We start from the raw sequence: 14,794 nt of genomic DNA, 5'->3' as shown, positions 1-14,794 counted from the left end.
GAAAGGAAGTTACGTGCTCGACGTCAACTTCTTCGATGAACTCCGCATTGGCCTCGCCAGTGCAGAGGACATCCGCAATTGGTCCTACGGCGAGGTCAAGAAGCCGGAGACCATCAACTACCGCACGCTCAAGCCCGAGAAGGACGGCCTCTTCTGCGAGAAGATCTTCGGCCCCACCCGGGACTGGGAGTGCTACTGCGGCAAGTACAAGCGTGTCCGCTTCAAGGGCATCATCTGTGAACGCTGCGGCGTCGAGGTGACTCGCGCCAAGGTTCGTCGTGAGCGCATGGGCCACATCGAACTGGCTGCCCCGGTCACCCACATCTGGTACTTCAAGGGCGTGCCCAGCCGTCTCGGCTACCTGCTCGACCTGGCGCCGAAGGATCTCGAGAAGATCATCTACTTCGCCGCGTACGTCATCGTCGGTGTCGACGAGGAACTGCGTCACAACGAGCTGTCCACGCTCGAAGCCGAGATGCAGGTCGAGAAGAAGACCGTCGCCGATCAGCGCGACGCCGACCTCGAGGCCCGCGCTCAGAAGCTCGAAGCCGACATCGCCGAGCTGGAGGCGGAGGGCGCCAAGTCCGACGTCCGCCGCAAGGTCAAGGACGGCGGCGAGCGCGAGATGCGTCAGCTCCGTGACCGCGCGCAGCGTGAGCTGGATCGTCTCGACGAGATCTGGACCACGTTCACCAAGCTCAGCGTCAAGCAGCTCATCGTCGACGAACTGCTGTACCGCGAGCTCGTCGACCGCTACGGCGAGTACTTCACGGGCGCGATGGGTGCCGAGTCGATCCAGAAGCTCATGGAGAGCTTCGACATCGACGCCGAGGCAGAGAACCTCCGCGAGACCATCCGCAGCGGCAAGGGGCAGAAGAAGCTCCGCGCGCTGAAGCGTCTCAAGGTCGTCGCCGCCTTCCAGGTCAACCAGAACTCGCCCATGGGCATGGTTCTGAACGCCGTCCCGGTGATCCCGCCGGAGCTGCGTCCGATGGTTCAGCTCGACGGTGGCCGCTTCGCCACCTCCGACCTGAACGACCTGTACCGCCGCGTCATCAACCGCAACAACCGCCTCAAGCGACTGATCGACCTCGGTGCCCCCGAGATCATCGTCAACAACGAGAAGCGGATGCTGCAGGAGTCCGTGGACGCGCTGTTCGACAACGGCCGCCGCGGCCGTCCCGTCACGGGTCCCGGTAACCGCCCGTTGAAGTCCCTGAGCGACCTGCTCAAGGGCAAGCAGGGTCGTTTCCGTCAGAACCTGCTCGGTAAGCGCGTCGACTACTCGGGTCGTTCCGTCATCGTCGTCGGCCCGCAGCTCAAGCTGCACCAGTGCGGTCTGCCGAAGCTGATGGCTCTCGAGCTGTTCAAGCCGTTCGTGATGAAGCGTCTGGTCGACCTGAACCACGCGCAGAACATCAAGTCCGCCAAGCGGATGGTGGAACGTCAGCGCGCACAGGTGTGGGACGTCCTCGAAGAGGTCATCGCCGAGCACCCCGTGCTGCTGAACCGTGCACCGACGCTGCACCGCCTGGGCATCCAGGCCTTCGAGCCGCAGCTGGTCGAGGGCAAGGCCATTCAGCTCCACCCGCTGGTGTGTGAGGCCTTCAACGCCGACTTCGACGGTGACCAGATGGCCGTGCACCTTCCGCTGTCCGCGGAGGCGCAGGCCGAGGCACGCATCCTGATGCTGTCGTCGAACAACATCCTGTCGCCCGCGTCGGGTCGACCGCTCGCCATGCCCCGTCTGGACATGGTCACCGGTCTGTACCACCTGACCCGGTTGGACGCGGGTGCCACCGGTGAGCTCGCAGCGTCGACGAACGACGAGGCGGAGCAGGGCGTGTACTCCTCGCCTGCCGAGGCTCAGATGGCCGTCGATCGTGGTGCGCTTGTCGTGCAGGCGAAGATCAAGGTGCGGCTCACGCAGCAGCGCCCGCCCCGTGACATCGAGGCGGACCTGTTCCCCGAGGGCTGGAACTACGGTGACGGCTGGACGGCGGAGACGACGCTGGGCCGCGTGCTCTTCAACGAGTTGCTTCCCGCGGACTACCCGTTCGTCAACGAGCAGATGCCGAAGAAGCGTCAGGCGACGATCATCAACGATCTCGCCGAGCGTTACCCCATGATCGTGGTCGCGCAGACCGTCGACAAGCTGAAGGACGCCGGCTTCTACTGGGCCACGCGTTCGGGTGTCACGGTCTCGATCTCCGACGTCCTCGTGCCGCCGGAGAAGGCTCAGATCATGGAGTCCTTCGAGGCTCAGGCCGATCAGATCGAGAAGAAGTACCAGCGTGGTGCTCTGAACAAGACCGAGCGCAACAGCGCCCTGGTCAAGATCTGGTCCGAGGCCACCGACGAGGTCGGTAAGGCCATGGAGGCCCACTTCCCCGACGACAACCCGATCCCGATGATCGTGAAGTCCGGCGCCGCCGGCAACATGACTCAGGTTCGCTCGCTCGCCGGCATGAAGGGTCTGGTGACCAACCCGAAGGGTGAGTTCATCCCGCGTCCGATCAAGTCTTCCTTCAAGGAAGGCCTGACCGTTCTCGAGTACTTCATCAACACGCACGGTGCCCGTAAGGGTCTGGCCGACACCGCGCTCCGCACCGCCGACTCGGGTTACCTGACCCGTCGTCTGGTGGACGTCTCGCAGGACGTCATCGTCCGCGAGGTCGACTGTGGAACCGAGCGCGGCATCGTCACCACGATCGCCGAGAAGCAGGCCGACGGATCGATGATCCGCGACGCCCACGTGGAGACGAGCACGTACGCCCGCACCCTGGCCGCCGACGCGGTCGACGAGAACGGCAACGTCATCGTCGAGCGTGGACACGACCTGGGCGACCCGGCCATCGACGCGCTGCTCGAAGCAGGCATCACGCAGGTCAAGGTCCGTTCGGTGCTCACCTGCACCACCGGCACCGGCGTCTGCGCCACCTGCTACGGCCGTTCCATGGCCACCGGCAAGCTCGTCGACATCGGTGAGGCCGTCGGTATCGTCGCCGCGCAGTCCATCGGTGAGCCCGGTACCCAGCTGACCATGCGTACGTTCCACCAGGGTGGTGTCGCCGGAGACGACATCACCGGTGGTCTGCCGCGTGTTCAGGAGCTGTTCGAGGCCCGCGTCCCCAAGGGCAAGGCCCCGATCGCCGACGTCAGCGGCCGTGTGCAGCTCGAGGACGGCGACCGCTTCTACAAGATCACCATCGTCCCGGACGACGGTGGCGAAGAAGTTGTCTACGACAAGCTCTCGAAGCGTCAGCGTCTGCGTGTCTTCAAGCACGACGACGGCTCCGAACGCCTTCTGGCCGACGGTGACCACGTCGAGGTCGGTCAGCAGCTCATGGAAGGTGCTGCCGATCCGCACGAGGTGCTGCGTGTCATGGGCCCCCGCCAGGTGCAGATCCACCTCGTCAACGAGGTCCAGGAGGTGTACCGGAGCCAGGGTGTGTCGATCCACGACAAGCACATCGAGGTCATCGTGCGCCAGATGCTGCGTCGCGTCACGATCATCGACTCGGGTGCGACGGAGTTCCTGCCCGGTTCGCTGACCGAGCGTGCCGACTTCGAGGCGGCCAACCGCCGAGTCGTCGCCGAGGGTCGCGAGCCGGCAGCCGGACGTCCGGTGCTGATGGGTATCACCAAGGCATCGCTGGCGACCGACTCGTGGCTGTCCGCGGCGTCGTTCCAGGAGACCACTCGCGTGCTGACCGATGCGGCGATCAACTGCCGCAGCGACAAGCTGATCGGTCTGAAGGAAAACGTGATCATCGGAAAGCTGATCCCTGCCGGTACCGGTATCAACCGTTACCGCAACATCCAGGTTCAGCCGACCGAAGAGGCCCGCGCTGCTGCGTACGCGGTTCCGTCGTACGACGACCAGTACTACAGCCCGGACGGCTTCGGCCAGAACACCGGTGCTGCGGTGCCGCTGGACGATTACGGTTTCAGCAACGATTACCGGTAGGCGCTCCGCGCCTGTGAGTGGTTGACGAGTCCCCGGACTCGCTGAGTACTCACCAACGGACGAAGGCCCCACCCCTCTCTCTTCGGGGGTGGGGCCTTCATCCGTTCTCGGGGCCTTCATCTGTTTCGGCGCCGCCATCCGTGTCGAGTCTTGTCGCCGGATGTTCGCCGTTGCTAGCGTCGAATGATGGCCCGGTCGAGGTTCGCCGTCGCGCTCGCACTCGCCGCCGTCGTGGGAATCGCGACGTCCTGCACGGCCTCGGACACCCAGCAGAGCGAGGCGACGTCGTCTGCGGCGCCGGCCTCGTCCAGTACCCCCACGGTGCTCACCCCGGTGGTCGCGGACGTGGTGGCCGCTCCGATCCCGGTGACGGGCAGCGACGGCCGCGTGCACCTGGCCTACGAACTGCGGTTGACGAACACCGGTTCGCAGCCGGCGACGATCACGTCGCTGCAGGTGAAGGGTAACGGCCGCACACTGGTGGATCTGAGTGGCGATGCGCTGACACCGTGGTTCCAGGCCCTCGGCGGCGGTCCGAAGGCCGGCAACGTTCTCGCCCCCGGACAGCAGGGGCTGGTGTGGATCGACGCGACCCTCGACAGTCCCGACGACGTTCCGCGCAGCCTCGACCACGTCGTGAACGTCGACTTCCCGCAGGCGACGTCGCTCGTGCCGAAGCAACTCGCCGAGAACGTGGCGGACACGAACGTCGACACCCGCGAGGCCGTCCGGATCCGCTCACCCCTCGACGGTCCGCGTTGGCTCGACGGCACCGGCTGCTGCACGGTCACCTCCCACCGCGCCGCCGTGCTGCCGATCAACGGCCGGATGCTGGCGGCCGAGCGATTCGCGATCGATTTCGTGCAGCTCGACGAGCAGGGTCGCATCTACACCGGCGACCAGAAGCAGCTGTCGAGTTACGAGTACTACGGCGCACCGGTGCGCGCCGTGTCGGACGGCGAGATCATCGCCGTCGTCGGCAATCTGTCGGAACAGGTTCCGGGGGCCAGCCCGCAGGGACTGCCGCTCGACCAGTACGGCGGAAACCACGTCGTCCAGGCGATCGGGGACGGTCGGTTCGCGTTCTACGCGCACCTGCAGCCCGGCAGCGTGGACAACATCAGCGTCGGCCAGAACCTGCGGGCGGGCGAGCAGATCGGGTTGCTCGGCAACAGCGGAAACACCGACGCGCCGCACCTGCACTTCCATGTGATGGACGGGCCGGACTATCTGGCGTCGAACGGCATTCCGTTCGAGTTCGAGAACTTCGACCTCGACGGTCGGGTGACGGGGGAGAGTCTCGAGGCCGCAGCGACCGCCGGCGCCCCGGTCGTCGACGAGGCGGGGACGCAGCCCGGATCTCGTTCCGACGAGATGCCGCTGTACCTCGACGTCGTGACGTTCCCGGGCAGCTAGCCGAGGAGTCCGCGCTCGAGCACGACCCGGCACTCGTTCCGTGACGACTATCCTCGACAGCACCTGTCCGATATGCGTGGTTCGCTGAACGGAGACGAGATGTCCGAGAAGAAGATCGATCGCGTGAAGGCCGAGTCGGCACTCGAAGTCGTGCGGGAGAGCCCGACGATCGCACTCATTACCGTCGCGCCGGCGCTGGTCGTCTTCGGCGTGGTCTGGTGGCTGTTCGGATTCTGGTCCGCGCTGGTGCTGGTCCTGATCCTCGGTGTCGTCGCCGTCGTCGGCCGCAAGCTGTTCTGAGGCGGCTACCGCGGAACGTGGAACGTGGCGAGTGACGCCGCGCTCGACGTGAGTTCGTCCCACTCACACGGCACCGTGAGGATGGCGAGCGCCGACGTCGGGAACTTCTCCCGCATCCGGTTGGCGTCCCCGGTGTCGGGGTTGCCCGCCAGATCGAGCGCCGTGGACGGCATGCCGGGGGCGTGCCCGACCACCAGTAGGGTGCGCACCGACGGCTCGATCCGCGCGATCTCCATCAGCACCTCCGACGGGTACGCGCCGTAGAGTTCCTCGGTGAACCGGGTGGGAGCACCGACCCGGGTCGCCTCCAGCGTTTGCCGGGTCCGCCGCGACGTCGAGCACAGCACCGCGTCGATCGGCGGCTGAGTGGACCGCAGCCACTCGCCGGCCAGGCCCGCCTGCGTGCGCCCCCGCGGCGCCAGCGGCCGCTCGTGATCCGCGACTCCCTCCGGGTACGCCGACTTGCCGTGGCGCATGAGGATCAGCGTGCGAGTCCGCGACGGGCTGTGCGAGGCCATGGCGTAGACGTTAGCGCCCCACGACGGCGCGTTCACTGTCGAGCTGGGCCATCTGCGCGGGCGCGTAGCGCTCCCCGGCGACAGCGGTGTCGGGGACCGCCGCGGCGATCGCGGCGAGGTCTTCGGCGCCGAGACGGAGGTCGAGCGCGCCGAGTGTCTCGCCGAGTCGGGCGACGGTGCGCGCTCCGATCACGGGCACGATATCGTCGCCCTGGGCGAGAACCCACGCGATCGCCAGCTGCGCGGCGCTCACCCCGTGCTGTGCGGCGACGTCGGCGAGCGCGTCGACGAGGGTGAGGTTCTGCCGGAGATTCTCACCCTGGAACCGGGGGCTGTGCGCCCGGAAGTCGTCGGCCGCGAGGGCCTGACCGGTGCGCAGCGATTCGCTGAGCAGACCGCGGGAGAGCACGCCGTAAGCCGTGACGCCGATGCCGAGTTCCCGGCAGAGCGGCAGGATCTCGGCCTCGATGCCCCGGGAGACGAGCGAGTACTCGATCTGCAGGTCCGTGATCGGGTGCACCGCCGCCGCTCGGCGCAGGGTCTCGGGACCCACCTCGGACAGGCCGATGTGGCGCACGTAGCCGGCGTCGACGAGTTCGCCGATCGTGCCGACGGTGTCCTCGATCGGGACTTCGGGGTCGAGGCGGGCGGGGCGGTAGATGTCGATGTAGTCGACGCCGAGCCGCTGCAGCGAGTACGCGAGGAAGTTCCGGATCGACTCGGGTCGCGTGTCGACACCGGCCCACGTGCCGTCGGGCCCGCGCAGCCCGCCGAACTTGACGCTGAGGATCACGTCCTCGCGCCGACGGCCGTGCAGGGCCCTGCCGATCAGGGACTCGTTGTGGCCCGACCCGTAGAAGTCGCCGGTGTCGACGAGGTCGATCCCGGCGTCGAGGGCCGCGTGGATCGTGGCGACGGACTCCACGTCGTCCGACCTGCCGTACGTCCCGGACATCCCCATGGCGCCGAGGCCGAGCCGGCCGACGGCCGGACCGGTGGTTCCGAGTGCGGTGGTGCTGATCATGTTCTGCTCCAATGATCGCCGTGTGTTCCTGACCGGCACCAGCGTCGCCGTCGGCGGGCCCGGCAACCAGAGACCGTTCATCGGGGGACCGGCGATCCCTGGCAGCGCCCCGGACGGTCCGGCACAGTTGAGTCATGGACCGCTCCGAGCTGGCCGACTTCCTCCGCCGTCGCAGGGAACAGCTGGTGCCTGCGGACGTCGGCCTGGCGCCGGGGGTGCGGCGGCGGACGCCGGGACTGCGGCGCGACGAGGTGGCGCTGCTCGCGGGAATGTCCACCGACTACTACACGCGGCTCGAGCAGGCTCGCGGTCCGCACCCGTCGACGCAGGTCCTGGCGTCGATGGCGCGGGCTCTGCGGCTCACCGACGATCAGCGCGATCACCTGTATCTGCTGTCCGGGCAGGTGCCGCCGATGCGGGCTGCGGGCAACAAGCACGTCGGGCCGGGGCTGCTGCACCTGCTCGACAAACTCGACGACACCCCCGGCTGCGTCATCTCGGACCTCGGGGAAGTGCTGATCCAGAACCGGATGCACGTGATCCTGTTCGGCGACGCGACCCGGTATGCGGGCCTCGACCGGTACATCACGTGGCGGTGGTTCGCGCACCCCGCCGAGCGCGGCCAGTTCCCGGCGGACGATCACGATCGCCTCGCCGGACAGCACGTCGCCGATCTGCGGGCGACCGCCGCCCGGCGCGCGGGCGACGCCGACGTCACCGAACTCGTCGCCCGGCTGTACGAGACGAGCACCGAGTTCGCGGCGCTCTGGGACCGGCACGACGTGGCCGTCCGCCGATCCGACACCAAGAGCGTGCTCCACGGCGAGGTCGGGCGCATCGACCTCGTGTGCGAGACGTTGCTGACGCAGGGCGCCTATCAGCACCTGCTCGTGTACATGCCGCAGCCGGGCTCCGATGCGCGCGCCAAGCTCGACCTGCTGCGGGTGATCGGCACCCAGCAGATGGTGTGATCAGGTGGTGAGCGGCCCGACGTGGGCCACCGCCCGGAGCGCGTCGTCGACCAGGAACCAGACGGTCAGCGACGTGTCGTCCCGGCGCCTGCGCAGGGTGATCTTGTCGGTCGACACGATGGGTGCGAGGTATTCGAGGACCGCGCGGTGCGGGTTGTCGACGAGGCGGCCGCCGCCGGGATGCTCGTGGTCGGCGAGCAGTTCCTCGACCGCCTGCCAGTAGACGGCGTTGTTGACGTGGTCGAAGGGGTCGATGTCGGTGCGGCGCAGAACGAACTCGCTGTCCTCGATCCCGTCGTCGTCGGCGGCAGGCGCGTTCTCGACGAGCCACCGTTTCCACTTCAACCGGTGTTCCTCCGCGGATTCCCCGAGGCGTTCGATGAACCCGTCGTCGATGCGGGTGGGCATGCCCGTTTCGCCGCTGATGTGGATCCAGAACCCCTCGGTCTCGATCAGCGCGCCCGCCTCACCCTGGATCTGCACGCGCATGTTCGTCCAGCGGGTCGACAGTGCCGAACACCAGCGTCGGAGGTGGACGCGTTCGGGCCACACGGCGGGCCGCAGGACGTCGATGACGGTGCGCCGGACGATCCACAGGGGGTGGCTGTCGGCGGCGTCGACGGCGTCGAGGTTGTCCAGACCGGCGTCCTGCAGGTAGCGCGCGATGCCGTCGAGGCGGAGTCGTTTGCCGGCGTCGATGTCGCCGGTGCGTACCGGCCAGGACGTCTCGAAGAAGCGGCCGCGTGCGGGCGGAGCGGCGAGGGGTCGGTCGAGTGCCAAGATGCGGTTCCTTCGCTCGTGGACGGGGCCCTGATTCTTCCATCCGGCGCCGGTGCTTGTTTGCGGACGCGATTCTCAGTACAGTTCATATAACTGTTACTACGTGTAACACAAACGAGTTCGATGGTCCGGACAGGTGTGAGGAAACCGCAATGGCATATGTCATCACCCAGGCGTGCTGCAACGACGCGAGCTGCGTCTCCGCATGCCCCGTGAACTGCATCCATCCGACGCCGGAGGAGCGGGAATTCGCGCAGACCGAGATGCTGCACATCGACCCGGAAACCTGCATCGACTGCGGGGCCTGTGTCGATGCCTGTCCGGTCGACGCGATCTTCCCCGAAGACAAGCTCCTCGGCTCACTCACCCGCTACAAGGACATCAACGCCGAGTACTACACGACCAACCCCATGCCGACCGGGTGGATCCCGCTCACACCCGCGACCCCGCCGCGGCGCGACCTGGGCACGCTCCGGGTCGCCGTCGTCGGCGCCGGCCCGGCCGCCTGCTACGCCGCCGGTGAACTGCTCGAGCGTTCGGACGTCGAGGTCGAGATGTTCGAGAAACTGCCGACCCCGTGGGGACTCGTCCGCGCCGGTGTCGCGCCCGACCATCCCGGCACCAAGGAGGTGACCCGGATGTTCGAATGGAGTCTCGACCGGCCGAACTTCGAGTTCCACCTCAACGTCGAGGTCGGCAAGCACGTCACCCACGACGAACTGCTGGAGAATCACCACGCCGTCATCTACGCCGTCGGGGCGTCGAGCGACCGGCGGCTGGGAATCCCGGGTGAGGACCTCCCCGGCGTGCACGCCGCCACCGAGTTCGTGGCCTGGTACAACGGCCACCCGGACTACGCGGGGCGCACGTTCGACCTGTCCGCGAAGCGCGCGGTGATCGTCGGCAACGGCAACGTCGCGCTCGACGTGGCCCGCATCCTCACGATGAACGTCGAGGAGCTGGAGCGGACGGACATCGCCGATCACGCCCTCGCCGCGCTGCGGCGCAGCAACATCGAGGAGGTCGTGCTCCTCGGCCGTCGCGGGCCGGCGCAGGCCGCGTACAGCAACCCGGAATTCCTGGCGCTCGGCGACCTCGAGAACGTGGACCTCGTCATCGACGACGCCGACCTGGAGCTCGACCCGGCCAGCGCGGCGCTGCTGGACGATCCGGCGACCGCGATGAAGGTCCGGCTGGCGCGGGAGTTCGCGCAGCGCGCGCCCCGCCCCGGGCACAAGCGCATCGTGTTCCGCTACCTGACGTCGCCGATCGAGGTCACCGGCACCGGCAAGGTCGAGGCCCTGCGCTATGGGCGCAACGAACTGGTCGTCGACGAATCCGGTTCGCTGTCCGCCCGGGCCCGCGGCGACGAGGGTTCGCTGGACACCTCGCTCGTGCTGCGCTCCATCGGGTACCGCGGCAATCCCGTCGGCGGCGTCGCCTTCGACGACGAGCGCGGCGTGATCCCCAACGAGCACGGACGGGTCACCGACCGGGTCTACGTCACCGGGTGGATCAAGCGCGGTCCCAGCGGGGTCATCGGCACCAACAAGGCGTGCGCCAAGGAGACCGTGTCCGCGCTGCTCGCGGATTTCGAGGCAGGCAAACTCCTCGGCACGGTCGGCACCCGCAAGGACGTGAAGAAGCTCGTCGAGCGGCGCCAGCCGGAACGGATCGGCTTCTCCGGCTGGCGCGCCATCGACAAGGCGGAGACGTCTCGAGCGGCGGGATCGGCCCGCCCGCGCGTGAAGATGACCGACAGGGTCGAGATGGTGACCGTCGCCCGCAGACGGAAGCGGCTGTTCGCTCGTTGACGCCTCCCGCCACCCCTGCGCGTCCAATGTTTCGAGCATGCGCGCACTGGTGGTGTCGGAGCTGTCGGGGCCGAAGTCCCTGGTGTCGTGGTGTCGGCGGAAGTGGATTCGATCCGGGACCCGGTCGGCGGCGACGCATTCGACGAGGCCGTCCGGGTGCTGGCCCAGGCCGGCCTCGTGCTGGGCAAGGCGGTGCTCGTCCAGGACTGAACCCGCAGGTCGTGGGCGCTGCCGGGGATTGTGATACCTGACACCATTTATTCGGTTGCGCCTTAGTTGCTCTTGGGCAATAGTTGCATGAGCGCTAGCATTCGAGGGTGCCCGACAATTCTCCTGATCTTCTCTTCGAACTGCTCAACGATTTCTTCACCCAACTGTTGAGTGCGGGGGAGTCGGAGTCGATGGACAACCTCATCGAGCTGGACCTCACGTTTTCGCAGGTGCGCATGCTCTTCGCGCTGGCTCAGCACGGTGAGCCGCTTCCGATCAACGAAGTGGCCGAGCGGTTGCGGCTCTCGGTTGCCGCGGCGGGTCGAAACGTCGATCAGCTCGTGAAGCTGGGTCTGGTCGTCCGCCGGGAGGACGAGCGTGACCGGCGGGTCAAACGGGTCTCCTTGTCGGAGGCCGGGCATAAGGTCGCCAACCAGCACATCGAATGCAAGCGTGATCAGTTGCGACGGTTCGCATGGCGGGTTCCGGAGAGCGAGCGGACTCGGCTGATCGAGGCACTACAACCGATCCTCGCGGGGGAGTCCCTGCGAGAACTCAACCAGGAGATATTCGGATGACATCGCCGACCGCCGCGAACGCGGCGCCCGACAAGCTCGACGGCACGGTCCTCAAGATCGCGTCCGTGGTGGTGCTCGGTGCCATCATGTCGATCCTCGACGTGACCGTCGTCAGCGTCGCGCTGCCGACGTTCGCCACCGAGTTCGACACCACGTACGCCACCGTCGCGTGGACGATGACCGCGTACACCCTCGCCCTGGCGACCGTCATCCCCGTCACCGGGTGGGCCGCCGACCGTTTCGGCACCAAACGCCTCTACATGACGGCCCTCGTGCTGTTCGTGCTCGGCTCGGTGTTGTGTAGTTTCGCGTGGGACATCACGTCGCTGATCGGCTTCCGCGTCCTGCAGGGGCTCGGCGGCGGCATGTTGATGCCGCTCGGCATGACGATCATGACGAAGGCGGCGGGCCCCGACCGCGTCGGCCGGGTCATGGCGGTTCTCGGTATCCCCATGCTGCTCGGCCCCATCGGTGGCCCGATCCTCGGCGGCTGGCTGATCGAGGCGGCGAGCTGGCACTGGATCTTCCTGATCAACCTGCCCATCGGCATCATCGCCCTGGCCGCCGCGTTCATCATCCTGCCGTCCGACCAGGCCTCGCCGTCCGAGTCCTTCGACTTCCTCGGCATGCTGCTGCTCTCGCCGGGCCTGGCGCTGTTCCTGTTCGGTGTGTCGTCCATCCCGGAGGTGGGCACCGTCGCCTCGGCCCGCGTGCTCGTGCCCGGTGTGGTCGGCCTGGTCCTGATCGTCGCGTTCATCTTCCACGCGCTGCGCAAGGACCACCCGCTGATCGACCTGCACCTGTTCAAGAACCGGCAGTTGTCGGTCGCGGTCATCACCACTTCGCTGTTCATCGTCGCGTTCATGGGTGCCGGTCTGCTGTTCCCGAGCTACTTTATCCAGGTCGGCGGGCACACCACGCTCGCGGCCGGTCTGCTGATGGCTCCGCAGGGAATCGGCGCGATGCTGACGATGCCGGTGGCCGGACGTCTCGTCGACAAGATGGGCCCCGGCAAGATCGTGCTCACGGGTCTGCCGCTGATCCTCATCGGCCTGGGCGTCTTCACGCAGGTGGCGGCGGATTCGCCGACATGGCTGCTGATGGGCGCGCTGTTCGTGATGGGCATGGGCATGGGCTGCACGATGATGCCGCTGATGACCGCGGCGATCGTCACGCTGTCCAACGATCAGGTCGCGCGTGGTTCCACGCTGATGAACATCGTCCAGCAGACCGCGGGTTCGATCGGTACCGCCGTCATGTCGGTGGTCCTCACCAACCAGTTGCTCGATCGCGGTCTCGACAGCCAGACGGTCGCGATGCAGCACGTGCCCGAGGTCGCCGCACAGGAGCCTCCCGGAATGGTGGATCAGGTCCTGAGCCAGGCTGCCGACGCGTTCGGCAACACGTTCCTGGTCGCCACCGTGCTGATCGCGTTGACGCTCATCCCGGCGTTCATGCTGCCGCGGAAGAAGTCGGTCAACCCGCATCTCGAGGCCGAGGGTGCCCCGACGGTCATGATGCACTGATCGGGCTCGTCCGGTCCGAACGTCGCCGAGGGCGGCAAGCGCACTGCGCTTGCCGCCCTCGGCCGTTTCCGGAATAGGCCGAAGTGATTGAATGTTGCAATAGGTTCATGCAAATGCATGGAGTTCTGACGCGAGAGGAACAGCTATGCAGTTCGGAATCTTCACCGTCGGCGACGTCACGGCCGATCCCACCACCGGCCGCACCCCCACCGAGCACGAGCGCATCAAGGCGATGACGACCATCGCCAAGCACGCCGAGGACGTCGGGCTCGACGTGTTCGCCACCGGCGAGCACCACAACCCGCCGTTCGTCCCGTCGTCACCCACCACCATGCTGGGCTACCTCGCCGCGCAGACCGAGAAGATCATCCTGTCCACGTCCACGACGCTGATCACCACCAACGACCCGGTGAAGATCGCCGAGGACTACGCGATGCTGCAGCACCTCGCGGCCGGCCGGGTGGATCTGATGATGGGCCGCGGCAACACGGCGCCCGTCTACCCGTGGTTCGGCCAGGACATCCGGCAGGGCATCCCGCTGGCGCTCGAGCACTACCGGCTGCTCCGCAGGCTGTGGGACGAGGACGTCGTGGACTGGGAGGGGCAGTTCCGCACCCCGCTGCAGGGATTCACGTCCACACCGCGCCCGCTCGACGGCATCCCGCCGTTCGTCTGGCACGGGTCGATTCGCAGCCCCGAGATCGCCGAGATCGCGGCCTTCCACGGCGACGGCTTCTTCGCCAACAACATCTTCTGGCCCAAGGAGCACTACATCGCCCTGATCAACCTCTACCGCGAGCGGTACGAGCACTACGGTCACGGCCGCGCGGACCAGGCGATCGTCGGGCTGGGCGGGCAGGTGTTCATGCGCCGCAACGCCAAGGACGCCGTCGACGAGTTCCGGCCCTACTTCGACAACGCCCCGGTCTACGGCCACGGGCCGAGCCTCGAGGATTTCACCGACCAGACCCCGTTGACCGTCGGCACCCCGGAGCAGGTGATCGAGAAGACTCTGACGTTCGCCGACTTCTTCGGCGACTACCAGCGGCAGCTGTTCCTCGTCGACCACGCGGGACTTCCGCTGAAGACGGTGCTCGAGCAACTGGATCTGCTCGGCGGCGAGGTCGTGCCCGTGCTGCGCAAGGAGTTCGCCGCCCGCAGGCCTGCCGGGGTGCCGGACAACCCGCCGACCCACGCGTCGTTGAAGTCCGATCGGGAGCCGGTCGATGCCGCCCGTCAGTAGGACCGAGCGGGCGGCCGAGGCGTGGGAGGCGCTGTTCCGCGCGCAGGTCGCGGTGATGCGGAACCTCGCCGCCGACGACGTGTGGGACGAGCTGAGCATGCGCGAGTACGACGTGCTGTTCACGCTCGGCCGGGCACCCGGGCGCAGGCTGCGCCTGCACGATCTCAACCGGGAGATCCTGCTCAGCCAGCCGTCGCTGAGCAGGCTCGTCGAGCGGCTGGCCGGCTCCGGGTACGTCACCAGGGAGGGCGATCCCGGCGACCGCCGCGGGACCGTCGTCGCTCTGACCGCGGAGGGTGCGCGGGTGCAGAAGTCCGTCGGACGGAGGCACGCGGCGAGCATCCGGCGGCACGTCGGCCCGGCACTGTCCGAGGACGAACTCGACACGCTCACCGAACTCTGCGCGAAACTGCGCGGCGCACAGGACTGACGAAAGGCACGATG

At 67.4% G+C, this 14,794-nt stretch carries 12 protein-coding genes; 9 read left to right on the top strand and 3 right to left on the bottom strand.

Features of this window, described 5'->3' with window-relative positions; genetic code table 11:
* Window positions 1-13 precede the first annotated feature (13 nt).
* The 3 genes from I1A62_RS16545 (at window position 14) to I1A62_RS16535 (ending at window position 5,686) form a co-directional block, all read left to right on the top strand.
* On the top strand, window positions 14-3,970 hold the full coding sequence (locus tag I1A62_RS16545; protein ID WP_087557054.1) for a DNA-directed RNA polymerase subunit beta': 3,957 nt from the start codon (window positions 14-16) through the stop codon (window positions 3,968-3,970).
* A 183-nt stretch (window positions 3,971-4,153) separates the two neighbouring features.
* On the top strand, window positions 4,154-5,386 hold the full coding sequence (locus I1A62_RS16540) for a M23 family metallopeptidase (protein ID WP_219459201.1): 1,233 nt from the start codon (window positions 4,154-4,156) through the stop codon (window positions 5,384-5,386).
* A 99-nt stretch (window positions 5,387-5,485) separates the two neighbouring features.
* Entirely contained in the window at window positions 5,486-5,686 is a 201-nt protein-coding gene (locus I1A62_RS16535; protein WP_043826362.1) for a hypothetical protein, read from the top strand.
* Window positions 5,687-5,691: 5 nt separating this feature from the next.
* Here the strand turns inward: I1A62_RS16535 and I1A62_RS16530 are convergent, their stop codons facing one another.
* Together I1A62_RS16530 and I1A62_RS16525 are read right to left on the bottom strand one after the other, a co-directional pair.
* On the bottom strand, window positions 5,692-6,204 hold the full coding sequence (locus I1A62_RS16530) for a histidine phosphatase family protein (protein WP_219459200.1): 513 nt from the start codon (window positions 6,202-6,204) through the stop codon (window positions 5,692-5,694).
* Between the two features lie 10 nt (window positions 6,205-6,214).
* On the bottom strand, window positions 6,215-7,228 hold the full coding sequence (locus tag I1A62_RS16525; RefSeq protein ID WP_219459199.1) for an aldo/keto reductase: 1,014 nt from the start codon (window positions 7,226-7,228) through the stop codon (window positions 6,215-6,217).
* A gap of 134 nt (window positions 7,229-7,362) precedes the next feature.
* Between I1A62_RS16525 and I1A62_RS16520 the strand changes: the two genes are divergently transcribed.
* Window positions 7,363-8,199, top strand: coding sequence for a helix-turn-helix transcriptional regulator (locus I1A62_RS16520; RefSeq protein WP_219459198.1), 837 nt, complete (start codon window positions 7,363-7,365; stop codon window positions 8,197-8,199).
* On the opposite strand, the gene I1A62_RS16515 is transcribed toward I1A62_RS16520, so the two are convergent.
* Window positions 8,200-8,979: an acyl-[acyl-carrier-protein] thioesterase gene (locus tag I1A62_RS16515; protein WP_124389061.1), complete on the bottom strand. Its 780-nt coding sequence runs from the start codon at window positions 8,977-8,979 to the stop codon at window positions 8,200-8,202.
* 152 nt (window positions 8,980-9,131) lie between these two features.
* Here I1A62_RS16515 and I1A62_RS16510 point away from each other — a divergent pair, with 152 nt between their 5' ends.
* The 5 genes from I1A62_RS16510 (at window position 9,132) to I1A62_RS16490 (ending at window position 14,780) form a co-directional block, all read left to right on the top strand.
* Complete coding sequence (locus I1A62_RS16510; RefSeq protein ID WP_219459197.1) at window positions 9,132-10,793, top strand: FAD-dependent oxidoreductase; 1,662 nt, start codon at window positions 9,132-9,134, stop codon at window positions 10,791-10,793.
* Window positions 10,794-11,110: 317 nt separating this feature from the next.
* Window positions 11,111-11,581 (top strand): MarR family winged helix-turn-helix transcriptional regulator, encoded by a 471-nt coding sequence (locus tag I1A62_RS16505; protein WP_124389063.1) that lies wholly within the window; start codon window positions 11,111-11,113, stop codon window positions 11,579-11,581.
* Window positions 11,578-13,107, top strand: a complete 1,530-nt coding sequence (locus I1A62_RS16500; RefSeq protein WP_219459196.1) for a DHA2 family efflux MFS transporter permease subunit — start codon at window positions 11,578-11,580, stop codon at window positions 13,105-13,107. The genes I1A62_RS16505 and I1A62_RS16500 overlap by 4 nt, the downstream gene beginning before the upstream one ends.
* 145 nt (window positions 13,108-13,252) lie before the next feature.
* Complete coding sequence (locus tag I1A62_RS16495; protein WP_124389065.1) at window positions 13,253-14,350, top strand: LLM class flavin-dependent oxidoreductase; 1,098 nt, start codon at window positions 13,253-13,255, stop codon at window positions 14,348-14,350.
* Entirely contained in the window at window positions 14,334-14,780 is a 447-nt protein-coding gene (locus I1A62_RS16490) for a MarR family winged helix-turn-helix transcriptional regulator (RefSeq protein WP_087557063.1), read from the top strand. Before I1A62_RS16495 ends, I1A62_RS16490 begins: the two co-directional genes overlap by 17 nt.
* Window positions 14,781-14,794 lie beyond the last annotated feature (14 nt).

Origin of the sequence: Rhodococcus sp. USK10 (genome assembly GCF_019378875.1) — a bacterium.
GTDB lineage: Bacteria > Actinomycetota > Actinomycetes > Mycobacteriales > Mycobacteriaceae > Rhodococcus_F > Rhodococcus_F pseudokoreensis.
This window is presented reverse-complemented; position numbering and strand designations above follow the sequence as displayed.

What these genes read in the sequence shown, in the direction of transcription:
- I1A62_RS16540 (WP_219459201.1), top strand. Translation starts at nt 4,154, where the DNA reads ATGATGGCCCGGTCGAGGTTCGCCGTCGCGCTCGCACTCGCCGCCGTC.
- I1A62_RS16535 (WP_043826362.1), top strand. Translation starts at nt 5,486, where the DNA reads ATGTCCGAGAAGAAGATCGATCGCGTGAAGGCCGAGTCGGCACTCGAA.
- I1A62_RS16530 (WP_219459200.1), bottom strand. Translation starts at nt 6,204, where the DNA reads ATGGCCTCGCACAGCCCGTCGCGGACTCGCACGCTGATCCTCATGCGC.
- I1A62_RS16525 (WP_219459199.1), bottom strand. Translation starts at nt 7,228, where the DNA reads ATGATCAGCACCACCGCACTCGGAACCACCGGTCCGGCCGTCGGCCGG.
- I1A62_RS16520 (WP_219459198.1), top strand. Translation starts at nt 7,363, where the DNA reads ATGGACCGCTCCGAGCTGGCCGACTTCCTCCGCCGTCGCAGGGAACAG.
- I1A62_RS16510 (WP_219459197.1), top strand. Translation starts at nt 9,132, where the DNA reads ATGGCATATGTCATCACCCAGGCGTGCTGCAACGACGCGAGCTGCGTC.
- I1A62_RS16500 (WP_219459196.1), top strand. Translation starts at nt 11,578, where the DNA reads ATGACATCGCCGACCGCCGCGAACGCGGCGCCCGACAAGCTCGACGGC.
- I1A62_RS16495 (WP_124389065.1), top strand. Translation starts at nt 13,253, where the DNA reads ATGCAGTTCGGAATCTTCACCGTCGGCGACGTCACGGCCGATCCCACC.
- I1A62_RS16490 (WP_087557063.1), top strand. Translation starts at nt 14,334, where the DNA reads ATGCCGCCCGTCAGTAGGACCGAGCGGGCGGCCGAGGCGTGGGAGGCG.